Consider the following 17,658-nt stretch of genomic DNA (forward strand, 5'->3'; position numbering starts at 1 on the left):
AGCGGTCAGCGGTCAGCGGTCAGCGGTCAGCGGTCAGCGGTCAGCGGTCAGCGGTCAGCGGTCAGCGGTCAGCGGTCAGCGGTCAGCGGTCAGCGGTCAGCGGTCAGCGGTCAGCGGTCAGCGGTCAAAAAAATTGATTAACTGCTGACCACTGTCAAGTATTTACATTAAACACAAAACTGGCAGCTTCAAACCAGTTCATCAAACAAATCAAATAACTTATCAAGCTCTTCGGTAGTGTTATAGTGCATACAACCAATACGTACAACGCCGCCAGTATTCAATACACCCAATTGCTTGCATAAACCTTGTGCGTAAAAGTTACCATCCCAAACACAGATATGCTGTTTACCTAAAAACGCAGAGACCTGGCGCGGTTCAAGCCCTTCAAATGTCAGTGCGAAGGTAGGTGTACGCTCTGATAAACGCTCTAAATCATCAATACCAAATAGCTTGATTTTAGGATAATTAACCAAACGCGTAAGGAAGTGCTCACTCAACGCCATTTCATGCTGTTTCGTTTTAGCAAAAGCCGAAGCTAATTTATCACGGCGTGAATAGCTGCCATCAAGCTCACTAATATCTGCGATATAATCCACAGCAGCAATAAGCCCTGCTAATGCCTCAAAACTTTGCGTACCCGTTTCCCAACGTCCTGGGATCACATCTTTGGCTGGCTCAACTTTGTAAGGCGTAAATCCTTCAAGATGCTCACGCTTACCATAAACCATGCCTAGATGCGGGCCAAAAAACTTATAAGCAGAGCAGGCTAAAAAATCACAATCTAGCGCTTGCACGTCAACCAATTCATGAGGCGCATAATGTACAGCATCAACATAAACGAGAGCACCCACTTCATGAGCCATCGCCACAATACGTTGAATATCGTTAATAGACCCTGTGGTGTTTGACGCATAAGTCACTGCAACAAGCTTAGTATTGCTATTTAGTAAGCTAGCAAGATGTGCTAAATCTAAACTGCAATCAGCCTCGTTGATAAGCGCAGCATTGACTTTAACGCCTTTATCTTCTGCGGCTTGCTGCCAAGACGAAACGTTTGAGAAGTGATCTGCATTAGTCACAATGATCTCATCACCCGCTTGCCAATCACGAGAAATGGCTCGGCTAAAACTAAACGTTAAGCTGGTCATATTCGCGCCAAATACAATTTGATCGCGCGACGGGGCATTGAGTAAATCAGCTGCCGCTTGGCGTGCATTTGCCATTAGCTCAACTGTTTTATCGCTTGAGAAAAACGCTCCACCCAAGTTGGAGTTGTAATAACCTAAATAGGCTGACATCGCACTAAGCACTGTTTGAGGTACTTGCGAGCCACCCGGGCCATCTAAAAATATTGGTGACTTACCCGCCACTTGTTGCATTAATGCCGGAAATTGACGACGAAGTTTAGTTAAATTCATTGTAATTCCTTAAGCCGTCAATACAAAGCAGTCTAGGTAACCGTCTTTACTTGCATCAATTTTATTCATTGGTGTGGCATTGTGCCAAACTTCACGGTCATTAATAAGTGCAAACATACCGTCTTTAATTTCCATTCTAAAACATGGCTCAGCTTGTTTGTTTTCATATACTAAAAGCTCACCACCTTCTAGATTTTCGTGAGATACACCGCAAATACACACGTGATCAAAACCATCTTGATGAATGCCCTCAGGTGCTGGTGGCGTATCACTTTCGATAGCAAGCATTCTAAATTGATGAATCTCAATATCACGCTCTTCACTAATACCTGTAATCGCACGAAATTCATTAACGATACTTTTCATGCCTTCACTTTGCAGTAAGCTTGACTCTAAGTTCTCATACGTGCGTTCAACATTCCCTTGAAAGGTATTAATTGAATCATCTTGTACAAAGGCTTTAGTGGCTTGTAGTTTTAGTTCGTCACCTTGTGCTTTGATCACTGAATAGCGGCGTTTACGAAAAGCACCATCGGCGTACGGATTAGCCGGAAGATTAGCAAATGATGGCTTTACCGCCTCGATATGAGCTTGGTTTACAAACCGAAGTTGCAATAGGTTCTGGTTGTTTAATGCTGTCATAAAATATCACCTAAAAAATAAGAGACTAACTCATAAATATTGAAAGGGATTTTAATGCAAGTAGAGAGGAATTTTTGCGTCTTTATTTAGTTAAAGGCAAGTAAATGTATAAAATTAAGATCTAAAATCGTGTTTTATTGAATTTTTAATTTAAAAATTAAAACGACCACATGGCGTGGTCGTTTAATAGTCTATAAAGGTATTAACTAAACTAGGGTGTTACTTCGATATACTCAACATCAACCTCGCAATCATTCGTGAGCGGGCCTACTTCATAGTTCTTACCTCGAAGCTCGCTATCACTTATAAATCTAATTTCACAACTAGCAGTTACATCGCCTATCTCAGTAGTTGATCGTGGAACAAAACCAAATCCTTGTGTCTCGCCGACACCTAAGTATAAAGTACTATCAGGAAGTGAGCCCAAACCGGTTCTGTAAAACCGAACTCTATAAACAACATCAAAGTCGATATTATAGTTTTGATTGTCACGTAAGCTCTCAAAGTAGGTAATTGTCTCTGGCGAAAGCGGGTTAGTTAAAAATGTATAACTTCCCTGCTTATTAGTCTCAGAATCAAGCCCTACCACTCTATTGATTGAATTATTAACGGCATAGACATATTGAAGGCTTGGACTATTAGAAAAATCTAAAACTTCAACTGGAATCTGTCTAAGGCTTAAGCTCTGCAACCCTGTCATTAGGCTGAAATTAACGGATATTAATTCAGGATTATTCTGTAGATCTAAATAGACTAGTTTCTCTGGATAAGGGATTGAGTCCAAATTAGTTAAATTCGAATTACGAAACGTCAAAGATGTTAAATTTGTATAAGCACTAAAATCGACATCATTCAGTTGCTCAGAGAACGTTAATTCAGATACTCTATAAAGTTCAGAAAAGTCAACAAGCTCTTCAGCCTGAACACCATCTAAATTAATTGAGTTTAAATTTATTAATTGTGTAAAGTCTAAGTTTTGTATCCCAGTAAAGCTGATATCTAAATGAGTTAACGCTGGAAGGTTGCTCAAATCTAAAGAAGACAGCCCCCCCATTCCACCTAAATGTAGTTGCTCTAGCTTGGCTAAGTTTGACAGGTTTATCTCCTGAACTCGTCTCATTTGAGTCAACTCTAAATGAACTAAATCTACCAAGTGGCCAACATCAAGTAACGTTAAGCTCTCATTATCACTACTGACCATTAACCTTGTTAGCTTTGTATTGACAGATAAATCCAAGCTTTCTAACGGAACAGCAAACAACTCCAGATTTAATAGCTCTGTCACTGAAGAAAGGTCTATAGTCGTAATTGGATTATAAGATAATCTTAACTCCTGAAGGTTAATGTTTTCCTGTAAATTAACCGTAGTTAACGCATTAGAATCGATGCTTAAAAATTGTAGTTTAGGATTATTACTTGTATCAACCTCTGTCAGTTGATTCGCGCTCAAGTATAAATGAACTAGCTCAATATTTTGGCTTAATTCAATATTTGTTAAAACGTTATGAGATAAATCTAAGCGCATCAAATTCGTATATTCAGATAAATCTATATTTATAAGTTGGTTTGAGGTTAAATAAAGCTCAGTAATTACACTAGGGTCATCGACTAAAAGTGATGTAACGTCTGAGTTGTGAATGCCAATAACTTTAAGAGCGGGATACTGAGACATATCAATATCACCACCACCTAAATTCAACTCACTGACTCTAAACTCCTCTAAATTAGGAAAAGCGTCCAACCCGACTAAAGACGTTATTTCACCATTAACAGTCCATGCACAATCCAATGACTTAATGTGCTCTAATCGTGTATAACCTGAGTTATTAACGCACTCTGCAAGCACTGGATCTGTAATCCCCGCTTTCTCTGCAAGCGGTATTGCCTCAACAAACTCTACGTTAATCTCACACGACTCAGTGATTGGGCCAACTTCATAGTAATTAGCTGAGTGCCAAGTCCCTTCACAACCCTCTATTGAATCCACCTCATAACCCGTATCTGGGTATAAATTTATTCCGCGGCTTTCACCATCTGACAAAGTAAAGCTAGATTCACTAACAGTACCATTACCTATTGTATTTATATCTACAGTAAAACTTGGTTTATCAAACGATAAGTAGACTCTATCCTCTTCTAAACAGCTATTACCTTTTTGATACTTACAGAAAGTAACATTACGGCGATCGTTATCGATTAATTCAATAACAGTATCTTGACCTTCAAGTATTAACTCTAACTTACCGTCAACTAGCTCAACATTAACAGGCTCAGCATCATCAAGTTGGAAAGTATAATATTGTTTATCTTGGGCTTCATCGTAATCACCATAAGTAACAAACCAGCGGGCAATGCCATTGCTATCATTTTGATAAAGGCCAATATAATCTAAATCATACTCATAAAATTGATCGACCTCTGTTGAAGGGCTGTAATCATGGATATATAGGTGTGCTGTAGTGCCTTCATTAAAGGAACCATCGCTTAAGGTGCGCTCTATAAAATAACGCTGACCATCAACAGCAACTAAGGTATAGATAAATTCTCCCTCTAGAGTGCAGCTATCTAAAGTGACATCACACCAATCAACTCTTTGTGAACGACCATCAACATACTCGGTATATAGATCACGCTTTAAATGACCATCTTCAAACCCTCTTTGGTAAGCGCTTGTACTAAAGGTAAAGAAAATTTCTCCGTCATCGTAAACTTGCATTTCTGACCAATGAGTATCAATGCCATGACCATCTCTAAATTGGTGGCGACCAACAAAATTATCTGCCGTAATAGCTTGCTCGTTACGGCGTACCATGATGCCCGAGTCAGTATAATGCTCACCATCAAATATACCTTGAGTAACCACCTGATAACCGACGTTTAGATCTTTAGTGATATAAAGTGACTCTGTTCCGCCATCCTCAGGGAAGTTAAGCACCATAGTGTTATCACTAACTTGCCAAGTAAAGCTCTCATCAGATAAATCGCTGATATTGTGGGATACACCAGTACCGTCGTCACTAAAAGTTACTTTATAAACGGTATCTTCACCTACCAGGTCAACAGACCACTCACCAACGATGTCATCAGCTATAATAGATAAACGCTGGTCTAGCGCTGTTTTGTTCACTTCATATGAACTTGTGTATTCGTCAACAAGCACATCATCTTGGAATTGCTCAATGTCTCGCTCTAATTCAAACCAATTACTGCCTTTCTCAGGGAGTGGAGTTACAGTCAGTTTTGTTGCAATATCCTTAGTCACAACATTCATTCCTGTGCTATTAGAGTAGCTTTCGTATTCTTGTAAAACAAAATCACTTAAAGGAGTAATCTCTATAACCCCCTCAGCACTTTGACTCCACGTTATATCAACTTTACCGTTGTAAGTTAAAGAGCCTGTATTATCTTCAAGTAACTCTACTGTATAAGCACTTGCATAATAAAAATCTTGGTTACTAAGTATAAAGGTTCCTACTGTTTCTTGTTGCTCTTTAAAGTTCGCAGTAATTTCACAATCTACATTGCTAGCAAACGCGATATAATGATTTCCTTCAATATAACCTTCACAGCCTTCGATGGTATCTAATACATAACCGTCTGCTGGGGTTATTTCAAAACCAACATTTTGATACCAAAATGAATTTTGAGAGTTAGGTGAGAGCTCACCGTTGCCGCTTGAGTTGGTAGTAAGCGTTACTTTAGGACGTTTAGGTAAATAAGTTATTTGAGATGCTTCATTACATTCACTTCCTTGTTGGTAGTGACAAATAACAATCTCATTCTCATCAGCTGAAACAAGTTCAACATACCAAGTGATGCCGTCAACTTCATAGCTCAAGACTCCATCGGAAAAAGTTAAGCCTGTAAATCTCTCTCCATTTAGGTCTAAAGTGTATCCTTCACCCATAGGGTACAAGAAGTCAGTTCCGCCATTCTCTCTATATAACTCAGTTCTTTGATTCAGCAACTCTTCTGTAAATTCAGTATAGACAAGACTTTTACTATATTTATACACTAAAATACCTGCATTGCTCGATGTAGCCTTGCCTTCTAAATCAAACTCCTTGAATGTTCTTAAAACATAGTAATGGTCATCTTTTACATTTAAGAACTCATGACTCATTTGCTGATATAAGTAGCAGCTATCATCAAGACCAGCACAGCTAGTAACTGCATTATCATTATAAACATATAGATTTCGAGTGAATTCATCGTCACTAATCTCACCTTGGTATCGGGTATACCCAAGTCCAATCATAACAGTGCCATCTGCATGGACATTCATGTCAAATGACTGTGATGTACCAATATAGCCATGCCAACGACCAACTAAGTCTTCATTTGTTAATGAGACTGGCTCTTTTTTAATTAATAGGCCTGCCGTAGTGTTAGCTGCTTCATCTGAGTTTGCATCTAGAGTGACTAATTGATAGCCCCCTTTTAGTGCTTTAGTAAACCAAAAGTCAGTGACCCCAACTTCCCCATCATTGTCATACGTAACTGACAACTTAGTGCCTGATAGTGACCAAGTAAACGGTTCATTATTATCAGTGACTACTTCACCAGTCCCATCGCTATTAAAAATAATAGTTTCAGCGTCGTCTGCATGAAAGCCTGAATTCACGGTATCTAAAGCCCAAGTTCCGATTAAATCACCCTCAGCCAGTGCTAGTGTTTTTGCCTTATTAATTAAGTTTGACGTATAAATGTAAGGCTCTTCTGGCGTCAGTGTTTCTTCACCTGTTACAGTGTTAACTGTTTTACGTGATGTAGTCTCTGTAATATCAAGGGTTCTAAATACATCATTTTCAGCTAGAACTTCAAAACTCAAGGTATTGAGTAAAATGGTATTACTCGTATTTTCCTCAGTATTTGTGTATTCACTATTTACTACAGGGTCTACGAAACTTAACTTAATAACACCATCTACACTTTCCCAAGTTAATTCACTTTGTGTAATCGAATTAAAAGTACCGCTGTTATCTTCATTTAATAGCAAATGATAAGCACGGCTGTTGTGATAGCGAGGAGAATTAATAATGTAATCACCCACTAGTGAGGTTTTAGAACCTGTTACTAAGTCATCATCTTGCTTGATTTCTTCTTTGGTTTTTTCGATGATTTCAGGGTCTTTTTCATTGACTTCATCTTCAAATTTTTGTGCAACAGCTTCATCTGTAACCAACTCTAGAGTACTGTTAACACCTTCAGGTAATTGGTAATCTGGGTTATCTACAACAATTTTGATCAATGTCGCTAATTGAATTTTTTCATCGGCATCAACGTTCAGCAGTGCAGCATCAAGCTCTTCTTCATTACTTGGTTCAACACCGCCACGAGTTAACAATGCATATTCAGCCGTAGTAACATTAGTAATGTTTACGCCAAAGTTATCCGTGCTATCAAGCGTATTATCTTCACCAGCTTGCGCTAAAAGCTTTTCAACCGAGCTTAATTGAGAAACAAATTCAACACCAGGATTTGAAGCATCTAAACCTTTGGCCTTAACTCTTACCAACTTTTTGCTTGATGATTCATCTATATCTAGCAATACATTGTAACGTCCATTTGCATCCGCTTGAGTAGGAAAAGACTCATCACCAACAACAATTTCAAGCATTGCATTGGCAATAGGTTCATCGGTAACCAGGCCTGTAATAGTGACATTCGACACTTTGCGCTTAATAACTATTTCTTGTGTTTTTGAAGCCGTAGCACCTTTGTCATCGGTTACTGTAACAGTAAAGTTAACTGTTATATCTTCTGTTATATCAGGGGAAGTAAATGTCGCATTGGCCGCTGACAGGCTATCACTTGTCAACTCGATTCCAGCATCATGACTCCAGCTATAAGATGCAATGCTACCATCGTTATCAGTTGCATTAGCTGTGAGTGTAAATGCTTCTTGCTCTATCGCTTCAGTGGGAGCGACTAAACTAATAGTTGGACTTTGATTTGTTGGATCGACTGGTGTTGTCCCACCACTGTCATCACCACCGCCTCCACAGCCAGTTAAAAGTAGTGCACTCGTAAATAAAGCAATGCGTAGTTTGCTGTTGCAAAAATCCATTCTATTCCCCTCTTAAATGGATAAAGTTCTGTATGTATTTCATTGTTACAACTTTTCTTTGACCTTGTTCAATTGTTCTGAAAACGTTAAATTTCTTAAATCTCCTAATCCTACTTTCTCTGTAAGTTCAGCTAATTCGTTTTCAAATTTAAGCAGCTCATTCTCAATTTCTTTATCATCTAACGCTGTTTTTAAGTTTGTATACTCACTATACAAACTATTAATACGAGCAATCTGGTGCGCGACAAGATCGGCTTTTAGCTTTATACCATCGTATTCACGGTAATTTTGCTGTGCATAAACTTGTCCTTGTTCTAAATGTATTTTTACATCACGGTAAACAGCAGGAAAGACGCTAGCTTTATCTGAATTAGCTAATTTATAAATTTTGTGAATATGCTCAGAGAAATAAAACTGCACTACGGCATCTTTTTCTAATGCTGTTAGCTGATCTAAAAGCTGAGGTACATACTGCTCTACTTGTGCTTCTTTACCATCTATAAGTAACTGTTTTAGTTCTTGGTGTTGCTCATCCAATGTAGAATAACGTTTTTCAAAATGAATCTTTGCGTCAATTTGAGTCAATACAGCAAACTCTTCTCTAACAGGCTTAAGCACTGCTGTAATGCGCTCTTTTGAAACTGTAGCCCCTTCAACCAAGATAATAACTTGCTGACTTTGTTCCATAATTTCATCTGCTACTGTATCTGATGAAAACAATGACGCACTATCAAGGGCGTGACCTGGCGATAGTCTTAATTCAGCAAATTCACTTTCAAGCACTTGCCATACATCTTTAGCCTCATATACTTTTTCTGTGTCGAAGTCAGCGAGCGCTTCCGAATCTATTAAATTATATGCTGTAAGAGCTTCTTGAAAAGCTTGTTCAGCCTTCTCATAAGCTAACTGTACTTGCTCTGGTGTTGCTTCATCACCAGTAAGCCCTGAGGTAATACTACCTAAATCTTTTTGTACTGATTCAATGGTTTTACAGCCCGTTAAACTCACACTTGCTATAATTGTTGCTAGCAATATTTTTTTCATTAGTAGCTCCATTGCATACCAAGTGTATAAGCGATGTTAGTGTACTCAACTTCAGGTACTCTCAAGCGCTGTCCATTTTCTAAATTTTCAGTTACCACATCTCTAGTTTTATAATTTGCGTCTATACCCGCAACAACTGCAACATGCTGAAGCACCTGGTAGCGCATACCCGCTCTTGCAAATACCCCCCAACCGTTAAAACTATCAGTCAGTGTCGTAGTTTCAAACTGAGTATTCTGGATTTGCGAATACATCGGCGAGCTTACTTCTCCTTCAATGTACCAACTATATTTGTTGAAGCTATCTTGTAATCGGCTATCATAGCGAGCACCTAAACTTAGCAATATGCCCATTTGATCTTCTGAGACTGAAATAACAGGGCTTAAATTTGAGGTATAGTTTTGCTGTTCACCAGTATGCCCACCATCCATGCCAGGTAATGTATAACGAGCAGGGTTGTCAGGATCATCGGAGATTGCAATTAATGCTTGGTCAAATGCATCTGCGCCCGGCTGCACAAAAGAAAAGTTTGAACGAGTGAAACTTGAAGTAAAGAATCTAACACCGGCGGTAAACTGAACTGCTTGACTGAAATTATACGCAGCTTTTGCACCGACTTCGGTCGAACGAATTTTAAACGCATTTTCTTGTACAGCGCCAAACTCCTCCATGCTCCAAGTCTCAGTTTCAATTTCAGGGATAAAAGTACTAGCTGAGTCAATATAATAACCCCAGTCGTCATTTAGGCCACTATAAGAAATCTGACGAATAGTTGTATTAGTTACATCAATAGACTGACTTAGCTGACCAAAACCAGCAACATCCCCTAAGGTTTCACTATAGCCAACACTTTCGAAACCAATTCGGATTTCACTGAATGAGGGGTTAGGGGTTGCATACACTGATGCACTAAATAGGACTGCTGTTAGTAAAGGTAGTTTCATTATGACGCCTTCTCACTGCTATAAAGTCACCTTAATAGGAAAGAGTGAGATGCTCACCGCACCTTCCATGGTAACAAAAAATAACATATATTAATTTTATATGTGAAAGAGTTTAGACGATCAGAAGTCATCGTCAAGCGAAAATGAATGAAAACTTAATAAACCCCACATAAAGCGGGTTTTTGCAATAATTTGATGCTAAAAAGAAACTAGGCGGCTTGTTGAATAATGATACTATCGGCCTTTTGAGTGTATATGTTGGCATGCGATGGAATTTTAAATATCGATACGTATCTGCCGCTGTCGCATTGATTTTATCTACATACTCTTGATATTTTGCTGGCGTAGGTATTTTATTGCAGCTCTTTTGAAACTATTATAATAACTATAAATAGCAGTAAGCTACATAAAATCAATGTGTATGAACTTTATTCTTTTCAGGCATAAAAAAACCCAGCATATGCTGGGTTTTAACATTTTACTGTATATTAACGCTTTACTTTTACACGTTCAATAACAGTTACATGTGCTTCAACACGACGGTTTTCAGCATGAGCTGAAGCCGTGTTAGCTTCATTTTTAAGACGCTCTTCACCTAAACCAACAGTGATGATGCGCTCTTTATCAATACCGTCTTCGATTAAACGAGCTGCAACAGCGTCAGCACGCTTTTTCGATAACCATTTATTGTAATCAGCTTTACCTACAGATGAAGTATGACCTTCAAGAAGTACTTCAGTACCTGGGTGCTCATTTAAGAAAGCAACTGCTTTATCAATATCATCTAAATATTTTTCAGATACTTTTGAAGTATTGTTAGGGAAAGTAATTAGTAAGCTCTTAGTTACTTCACGATCTTCGTATAATGTACAGCCAGTACCATCTACAGCATCAGTCATAGGTGTGTTAGCACATTGATCGTCAGCATCAGGGATGTTGTCATTATCGCTATCAGTCGGAGCTACTGCAACAGGTACTACTGCTGCTGTTGGCGCCGCTTCAACCGGTGCTGATGAACCTTGCTTACCAAAAATGTAGCTAAGACCTAATTTACCAGCAACATCGGTGTAACCACGATCAAGACCTTGGTATAAAGCTGCTTCAGCGTTAAACGCGAAGTTGTCTGTGAAATAATGCTGGTAACCAGCACCTACATTAGCGAATGTAAGATTTTCAGAAACATCTAATTGTTTAAGACCAAAAAGACCATAAAAAGGACCGCCATTAATATGGTAAAGACCATCAATACCTAAACGGTCTCCGTCCATGCTGGTTGCAGTCATAGCTGGATCTGAACTCGAAATATCAAAATCCATATCAGCGTATTCTAAACGTGCGCTCCAGTAATCGTTGAAACGGTAACCTAACTCAGCACCCCAACCTGTTGAATCATCAACATTCATGCCATTAGTACCACGGATATTTTCCCATGATGCGTCGTAATAGTCGCCAAATGCACCGATAAAGAAGCCTTCTTTTTCGGCTGCAAAACTTGAAGCGCTAGTTGCAGCTAGTGCTATAGCAATAGTAAGTGATTTTAATTTCATTGTTTCCTTCCCATTTTCACAATTAAATTGTAGCTAAGTGACCCTAGCTTAATAAGTTTGACCAGAGTACAAAATCATTTGTTAATCATTACTTAACGAAAACACTTAAATTGTATTTTTATCAATTAAAGCAGTTTTAATAATAAATCGCAGATTTAGTATAGACTAGATAAAAAACTTTATCTAACCAGCATAGTAATTGCATATTGTAATTACTATGAGTAAAAAAGTAGTTACATAGAGTATTAGCGATTTATCGACTAAGTAATGCAAATTTTAAAGTCCATGAGGGCATTATATTGGTTAATTTTAAATCAACAAGTAGAAACCGTATTTATTTTTCAAAAAAATTAATAAATAACAGTCATTAACTAGCCCGCAGTAAAAAAACATCATCAAAACTCATGAGAGTTGCTGCTTTTTATAGCAATGTCTCCTATTCCCTGCTGTGAATCAAAAAATAATTAAAAGCAAGTTAACAGCCAGCTATGACAAAATTAAGTACCGCAAAAAGTTTTGTAAAGCGCATCGTCTTTAGCTTCTGTATACCAGGTTTCTTTGATTTGCGCTTGATACGGTTTTTGCAACACCTTTAAATACTCTCTCAGAGTAGCGCTTTGGCCTGATTGTACAAAGTCATTTAAGATATTTTCTATAATATGATTGCGCGGGATCAATTTAGGATTGTTTTTACGCATAACTTCATAACTGCTCCTATTGGTGCGCTGCAACCATAACTTCGACCATTGAGTTAAGGTTATTGGTATTTCAGCATTATCTTGTAGTGATTCAGTTAATACATCAAAGGTATTGGTGTAATCAAGCTTATGGTCTTTTAATAAAGCCAATAACTGCGCCACCAGCTCACTATCTGAATCCTGATTTCCATCAAGGCCCAATTTTTCTGCCCACATCTGAGTAAACGCGTAGTTAAATTGCTCAGCGAAGCTATTAATTAAAGGGCTTAATAAAGCAATTGCCTGTTCATCATCTTCGTTGATTAACGGCATTAAACTCTCAGCTAGTCGCGCGCAATTCCAGTTTGCAATATTAGGCTGATTGCCAAAGGCATAACGGCCTTGGCGGTCAATGGAGCTAAACACAGTCTCAAAATCGAAATGATTCATCATCGCACACGGGCCATAATCAATAGTCTCACCGCTAATAAGAGTGTTATCAGTATTCATTACACCGTGAATAAACCCCACCCGCATCCAGCTGATCACAAGTGCGATTTGTTTTTTTATTACTTCACTTAAGAAAGCTAAATAACGCTCAGGGCCTGCGCTTTGTATATAAGGATAGTGTCGCTCAATCGCCAGATCTGCTAAGGCTTTTAAACCTGCAACATCACCTTGCGTGGCTAAGTATTGAAATGAACCAACACGAATGTGGCTTGATGCAACACGAGTCACAATTGCGCCACGTTGTGGTGGTTGCCTGTACACGGTTTCGCCCGTTGCGACGACCGCTAAACATCGGGTTGTCGGTACACCCAATGCGTGCATTGCTTCACTCATTATATATTCACGTATTGCGGGGCCAATAGCGCAACGGCCATCACCACCACGAGAAAACGGTGTTGCGCCAGAGCCTTTAAGTTGAATATCCCAAAGTAGTCCTTGTTGATCTGCAACAGCCCCAAGTAAATGCGCGCGCCCATCACCTAAGCGGGGTGAAAAGTGACCAAATTGATGGCCGGAATAGCCCAGTGCAACAGGCGCTATATTTGGTATGAGTTGGTTTCCACTAAACACGCCAGCTTGTTGTTCAGAGGCAATATCAATACTCAATTGTTTAGCCACAGCGTCGTTAAATAACAGTAGCGAAGGTGCGCCTACTGGGCTTGGTCTATCGGCTATAGCAAACTGCTCTGCGATGTCGGTATAGCGTGATACTAATTTCATGAAATTACCTTTCGCCGCTATTGCGGTTCAATTGTTTGAATACCCACACGATTATCACCCACACTGTAGGCTACAATTAAGCTTAGCTCCTGCAAACTTAAGCCACTTTGTTTGTGCAGTTCATTAAAAAAAGCTTGTGCGGCGGTGAGGGATTTTTTAGTTTGTAAGCCACCGTCTATAATTTTATGCGCGCGTAAGTAACTTTCTACGTCGCGAGAAAGTAAAAACGTATCTTTACCTAAAGTGCGTAATGCATAAGGCCCTGTATTACCACCTAAACGTGCGCCATGCTTTTTTAAATACGCCCATAAACCAATGATGTCGCCTGTAGGCCAATTGGCAATAAACGCACTAAAGCTCCCGTGCTCTTTAGCGACTTCATGGATCATATACGTGTTTTCAGGAATCGTTTGTACTTTTTTAAAGTTACGAATAATACGTTCATCACTGGCTTTTTGTTCCAACATATCAGGTGGCATCATCAGTAGCTTTTCTACATTAAAATCCCAAAACACTTCTCTAAAGCCTGCCCACTTACTATTAATAACAGACCAATAAAAGCCACTTTGAAAAACCTTGCGGGTAAACTCTTCAAGCCAAGCATCATCGGGCAACTTTTTAAGCTGTGCCTGTGAAAGTGGCGCATGCAGCAATTGCGCTAACATCGCTTTACCGCCTTTTCGCTGTGCTGCTCGTTGATAAATATCCTGAAACTTTTCCATTGATTAACTACCCTTGCTTTGTCTATTTGCTAGTGTACGAAAAAAGCAGGTAATACGTAACCTTTCACCAACAAAGATCAATACATACTGAGATAGTTAGCCTTGACACCTAGACGGCTAAAATGCTTTAATCACCGCCATTACCCCTATTTAAGGTGTGAGTTTTATAATTTAGAACCCACACTATGGGCTAGAAGAGGTGCGTTATTCAGGTAACGTATGTGAGGAGCACACACTCCAATGATCATACGTGAGGGGAATTAACGCCGAGAAGTAACACTTTTTGTGAAGGGTTATTTCGGGCGACTGGGTTGAATCCCAGCGACTGTCACCAACAACAGCAACGCTGTTGATAAGTTTGGTGGAGAGCTTCTGGTCTTAGTATAATAAGGCCTGTGTGCCTTATTATTTAAGCCCATTCGCTCTTCGAATTTTAATGTTCGAATGATGTTAATGCGGCGTATTTTTAATTCTCCCTCATTTTACTCATCGAACACCTGATAAGTTCGTTGCAGATGAAAAACAACTTTAATTTAAACGACTACCCGTTATGGACCGCACTCGTCACGCCTTTTACTGATGCAGGCGAAGTCGATTATGCTGTACTTGAACAGCTGGTTGCACAACAGCAAGCCGCTAATAATGGTATTTTATTACTTGGCAGTACGGGCGAAGGCCTAGCACTTAGCTTGAAAGAACAACAAGCCATTGTTGAGCATGTATGTCAGTTAAAACCTAGCGTGCCATTAATGGTTGCCGTTGGCGGTATGAACCTAGCACAACAAATTGCGTGGGTAGAGTACTGTAATCAACTGCCTATTCACGGTTATTTACTAGGCTCACCACTGTATGCTAAACCGGGTGTTGTGGGTCAAACTCACTGGTTTGAAAGTCTACTTAACGCAAGTAATCACCCCTGCATGCTTTATAACGTACCTGGGCGCAGCGCAGTAGATATTCCACCCGCGGTTATTAGTAATTTGAAAGATCATAAAAATTTATGGGCGCTTAAAGAAGCCAGTGGCGACATTGCTAAGTTTGAAGGTTTTAGAACTGCCTCGCCAGAGTTAGCAATATTCAGTGGCGATGATGCCCTTATGCCTTATTTTTCTCAAGCAGGAGCAAAAGGTTTAGTTTCTGTAGCAGCTAATGCATGGCCAGAACAAACCCATGAGTTTGTTAAACGCAGCCTCAGTGGTCAGCACCCAAATTTATTTGCCGATTGGTCACAAGCAATCCAAAGCTTGTTTGCCGTAGCGAACCCTATTCCCGTAAAAGTTTTGATGCATCTACAAGGGAGACTAAACAGCCCGCATTTGCGTCCACCATTAACTCACTTAGAGTTAACTCAAACAGATTGCATTAACAATGCAAATAACACCATTTTATCTTGGCATTAAATACAGGTTTTTATAATGAGCTGGTTAGAACTATTAAATAATTTAGAATCAGGCGCCGTTCGCGCTGCAACACAAGACGACAATGGCCAATGGCACGCTAACGTTGAAGTAAAACAAGGTATTTTAGAAGCGTTCAAAAACGGCACTAACACCGAGTTTTCAGGTGGTTTTGTTGATAAGCATAACTTGGCACCGCAAGAGTTTACTGCCGAAAACGGCGTTCGTATGGTACCAGGTGGCTCAAGTGTTCGCCGTGGTGCTCACGTAGCTCAAGGCACGATTATCATGCCACCAGCGTACGTAAACATTGGTGCTTTTATTGACGAAGGGACTATGGTTGATAGCCACGCCCTTGTGGGTTCGTGTGCACAAGTTGGTAAAAACGTGCATTTAAGTGCTGCTGTGCAATTAGGTGGCGTACTTGAGCCTATTGGTGCAAGCCCTGTTGTGGTAGAAGACGATGCATTCATCGGCGCTGGCTGCGTAATCGTTGAAGGGGTTGTAGTTAAAAAAGGTGCTGTACTTGCACCAGGCGTACGTTTGTCAGCCACTATCCCTGTGTATGACTGCGTTAACGAGCGTCAACTTGATAAAGGTGAGCCAATTCCTGAATATGCCATTGTAATTCCAGGCTCTCGTCCGGCTTCTAACGAGTGGGCACGTGAGCAAGGTCTAAGCATGTCATGCGCGTTAATTGTAAAATACCGTGATGAACAAAGTGATGCGTCATTACTGTTAGAAGAGGTTTTACGTTAATGACCTTTTTGAGCACGCCAGTTAAAACCGCCATTGATGAGTTATCAACAAAGCTCGATACCCCATTTTTTGTCTACGACCTTGATTCACTCAATGCACACCTTAAGCGTTTAGTGGCACAAACCGAAGTGAAACTTTGGTATGCGGTTAAAGCCAACCCCCTATCTAAAGTGATACAAAGCTTAGATGGTGCTGGTTTTAACTTTGATGTGGCAAGTAAAGGCGAACTTGAGCAAGTGCTTGCTCAAGGCATTAACAGCGAGCGCGTGCTCAACACCGGGCCTGCTAAAAGCCCAAAACAAATTAAACATTTTATTGAGCGAGGCGTACGTATTTTTGTCGCCGAAAGTCTCAATCAAGTGCGTTGGCTCAATGAGCAAGCAATTGCAAAACAGTGCCAACTACAAGTGTTATTGCGTGTGCAATTACGTTGGCCTGAAGGTGAAAAAAATCCACTAGGGGGCGACAGCCTTACACCATTTGGCTTAGGCTGCGATGAATGGCAAGCACTTAACACGAGTGATTACTCTGCACTGAACTTTGACGGCCTGCATATTTTTCAATGGGGCAATATGCTTAGTAGCGATAAACTCGCACAGCTTTGGTCACAAATGGTCGCGCCACTGCAACAACTTGCTAGTGATTTAGGTATTCTTTTAAAAGTGCTCGATTTAGGCGGTGGTTTAGGTATTCCTTATACACTTGATGCACCTACCCTAAGATGGGATGCGTTAATAACAGCTCTTGCAAAAATCAAACGTGATGCTGGCGTAGAAGAGTTATGGATGGAACTTGGCCGTTATGCAGTCGGCGAATGTGGTCATTATGCAACTCCTGTTGTCGAGTGCAAATTAAACTACGGACAACAACAAGTTATTCTTAGTGGTGGCATTAATCATTTATTGCGCCCAGCGGTTACGAGCCAAGATTTCCCTGTGCAATTACTCCGTGACTCAACGGCTGAAAACCAAGCGATGAGTTTATATGGGCCATTGTGTACAGCATTGGATTGTTTAGGTGAGCATCAATTACCCAATGATTTAAACGAGCAGGACTGGCTCGCGTTTAGTCAATGCGGTGCTTATGGTTTTACTGAAAGTATGCCGTACTTTTTATGCCATGAATTAGCTGCTGAATATGTTTTACAAAATGGTGAATTAAGCTGTATTCGTCAAGCAGAAGATGCCAGCCACTACTTAAGGTAA

At 39.9% G+C, this 17,658-nt stretch carries 11 protein-coding genes, 1 pseudogene and 1 riboswitch; of the genes and pseudogenes, 4 read left to right on the forward strand and 8 right to left on the reverse strand.

Annotated elements, in window-relative coordinates:
• A pseudogene (locus QMA12_RS22240) lies at positions 1-148 on the forward strand (hypothetical protein); the annotation flags it as partial.
• 40 nt (positions 149-188) lie between these two features.
• On the opposite strand, the gene QMA12_RS18505 reads toward QMA12_RS22240, so the two are convergent.
• From QMA12_RS18505 to QMA12_RS18540, 8 genes are all read right to left on the reverse strand, one after another.
• Positions 189-1,421, reverse strand: a complete 1,233-nt coding sequence (locus tag QMA12_RS18505; protein ID WP_290211002.1) for a cysteine desulfurase-like protein — start codon at positions 1,419-1,421, stop codon at positions 189-191.
• A 9-nt stretch (positions 1,422-1,430) separates the two neighbouring features.
• Positions 1,431-2,063, reverse strand: coding sequence for a 2OG-Fe dioxygenase family protein (locus QMA12_RS18510; RefSeq protein ID WP_290211003.1), 633 nt, complete (start codon positions 2,061-2,063; stop codon positions 1,431-1,433).
• 211 nt (positions 2,064-2,274) lie between these two features.
• Positions 2,275-8,133: a hypothetical protein gene (locus tag QMA12_RS18515; protein WP_290211004.1), complete on the reverse strand. Its 5,859-nt coding sequence runs from the start codon at positions 8,131-8,133 to the stop codon at positions 2,275-2,277.
• A gap of 45 nt (positions 8,134-8,178) precedes the next feature.
• Positions 8,179-9,177 carry a hypothetical protein gene (locus QMA12_RS18520; RefSeq protein WP_290211005.1) on the reverse strand — a complete coding sequence of 333 codons (999 nt, stop codon included), beginning with the start codon at positions 9,175-9,177 and terminating at the stop codon, positions 8,179-8,181.
• A complete protein-coding gene (locus tag QMA12_RS18525; protein WP_290211006.1) occupies positions 9,177-10,121 on the reverse strand; it encodes an autotransporter outer membrane beta-barrel domain-containing protein in 945 nt (314 codons plus the stop codon). Before QMA12_RS18525 ends, QMA12_RS18520 begins: the two co-directional genes overlap by 1 nt.
• Positions 10,122-10,609: 488 nt before the next feature.
• Positions 10,610-11,668: an OmpA family protein gene (locus tag QMA12_RS18530; protein WP_290211007.1), complete on the reverse strand. Its 1,059-nt coding sequence runs from the start codon at positions 11,666-11,668 to the stop codon at positions 10,610-10,612.
• Positions 11,669-12,165: 497 nt separating this feature from the next.
• Positions 12,166-13,575: a protein adenylyltransferase SelO family protein gene (locus QMA12_RS18535; protein WP_290211008.1), complete on the reverse strand. Its 1,410-nt coding sequence runs from the start codon at positions 13,573-13,575 to the stop codon at positions 12,166-12,168.
• 17 nt (positions 13,576-13,592) lie between these two features.
• A complete protein-coding gene (locus QMA12_RS18540) occupies positions 13,593-14,297 on the reverse strand; it encodes a DNA-3-methyladenine glycosylase I (protein WP_290211009.1) in 705 nt (234 codons plus the stop codon).
• Between the two features lie 186 nt (positions 14,298-14,483).
• Positions 14,484-14,677: riboswitch (Lysine riboswitch) on the forward strand.
• A gap of 135 nt (positions 14,678-14,812) precedes the next feature.
• Here QMA12_RS18540 and dapA point away from each other — a divergent pair.
• The 3 genes from dapA to QMA12_RS18555 are packed head-to-tail and all read left to right on the forward strand — an operon-like array spanning position 14,813 to position 17,658.
• Complete coding sequence (dapA, locus tag QMA12_RS18545) at positions 14,813-15,697, forward strand: 4-hydroxy-tetrahydrodipicolinate synthase (protein WP_290211010.1); 885 nt, start codon at positions 14,813-14,815, stop codon at positions 15,695-15,697.
• 15 nt (positions 15,698-15,712) lie between these two features.
• Positions 15,713-16,453 carry a 2,3,4,5-tetrahydropyridine-2,6-dicarboxylate N-succinyltransferase gene (locus tag QMA12_RS18550; RefSeq protein ID WP_087532751.1) on the forward strand — a complete coding sequence of 247 codons (741 nt, stop codon included), beginning with the start codon at positions 15,713-15,715 and terminating at the stop codon, positions 16,451-16,453.
• Complete coding sequence (locus QMA12_RS18555) at positions 16,453-17,658, forward strand: PLP-dependent decarboxylase (protein ID WP_087532752.1); 1,206 nt, start codon at positions 16,453-16,455, stop codon at positions 17,656-17,658. Before QMA12_RS18550 ends, QMA12_RS18555 begins: the two co-directional genes overlap by 1 nt.

This window comes from Pseudoalteromonas sp. APC 3893, assembly GCF_030408095.1.
Classification (GTDB): Bacteria; Pseudomonadota; Gammaproteobacteria; order Enterobacterales; family Alteromonadaceae; genus Pseudoalteromonas.

Bases quoted from the DNA above. Each gene is read 5' to 3' on its own strand.
- QMA12_RS18505 (WP_290211002.1), bottom strand. From the start codon at position 1,421: ATGAATTTAACTAAACTTCGTCGTCAATTTCCGGCATTAATGCAACAA.
- QMA12_RS18510 (WP_290211003.1), bottom strand. From the start codon at position 2,063: ATGACAGCATTAAACAACCAGAACCTATTGCAACTTCGGTTTGTAAAC.
- QMA12_RS18515 (WP_290211004.1), bottom strand. From the start codon at position 8,133: ATGGATTTTTGCAACAGCAAACTACGCATTGCTTTATTTACGAGTGCA.
- QMA12_RS18520 (WP_290211005.1), bottom strand. From the start codon at position 9,177: ATGAAAAAAATATTGCTAGCAACAATTATAGCAAGTGTGAGTTTAACG.
- QMA12_RS18525 (WP_290211006.1), bottom strand. From the start codon at position 10,121: ATGAAACTACCTTTACTAACAGCAGTCCTATTTAGTGCATCAGTGTAT.
- QMA12_RS18530 (WP_290211007.1), bottom strand. From the start codon at position 11,668: ATGAAATTAAAATCACTTACTATTGCTATAGCACTAGCTGCAACTAGC.
- QMA12_RS18535 (WP_290211008.1), bottom strand. From the start codon at position 13,575: ATGAAATTAGTATCACGCTATACCGACATCGCAGAGCAGTTTGCTATA.
- QMA12_RS18540 (WP_290211009.1), bottom strand. From the start codon at position 14,297: ATGGAAAAGTTTCAGGATATTTATCAACGAGCAGCACAGCGAAAAGGC.
- dapA (WP_290211010.1), top strand. From the start codon at position 14,813: ATGAAAAACAACTTTAATTTAAACGACTACCCGTTATGGACCGCACTC.
- QMA12_RS18550 (WP_087532751.1), top strand. From the start codon at position 15,713: ATGAGCTGGTTAGAACTATTAAATAATTTAGAATCAGGCGCCGTTCGC.
- QMA12_RS18555 (WP_087532752.1), top strand. From the start codon at position 16,453: ATGACCTTTTTGAGCACGCCAGTTAAAACCGCCATTGATGAGTTATCA.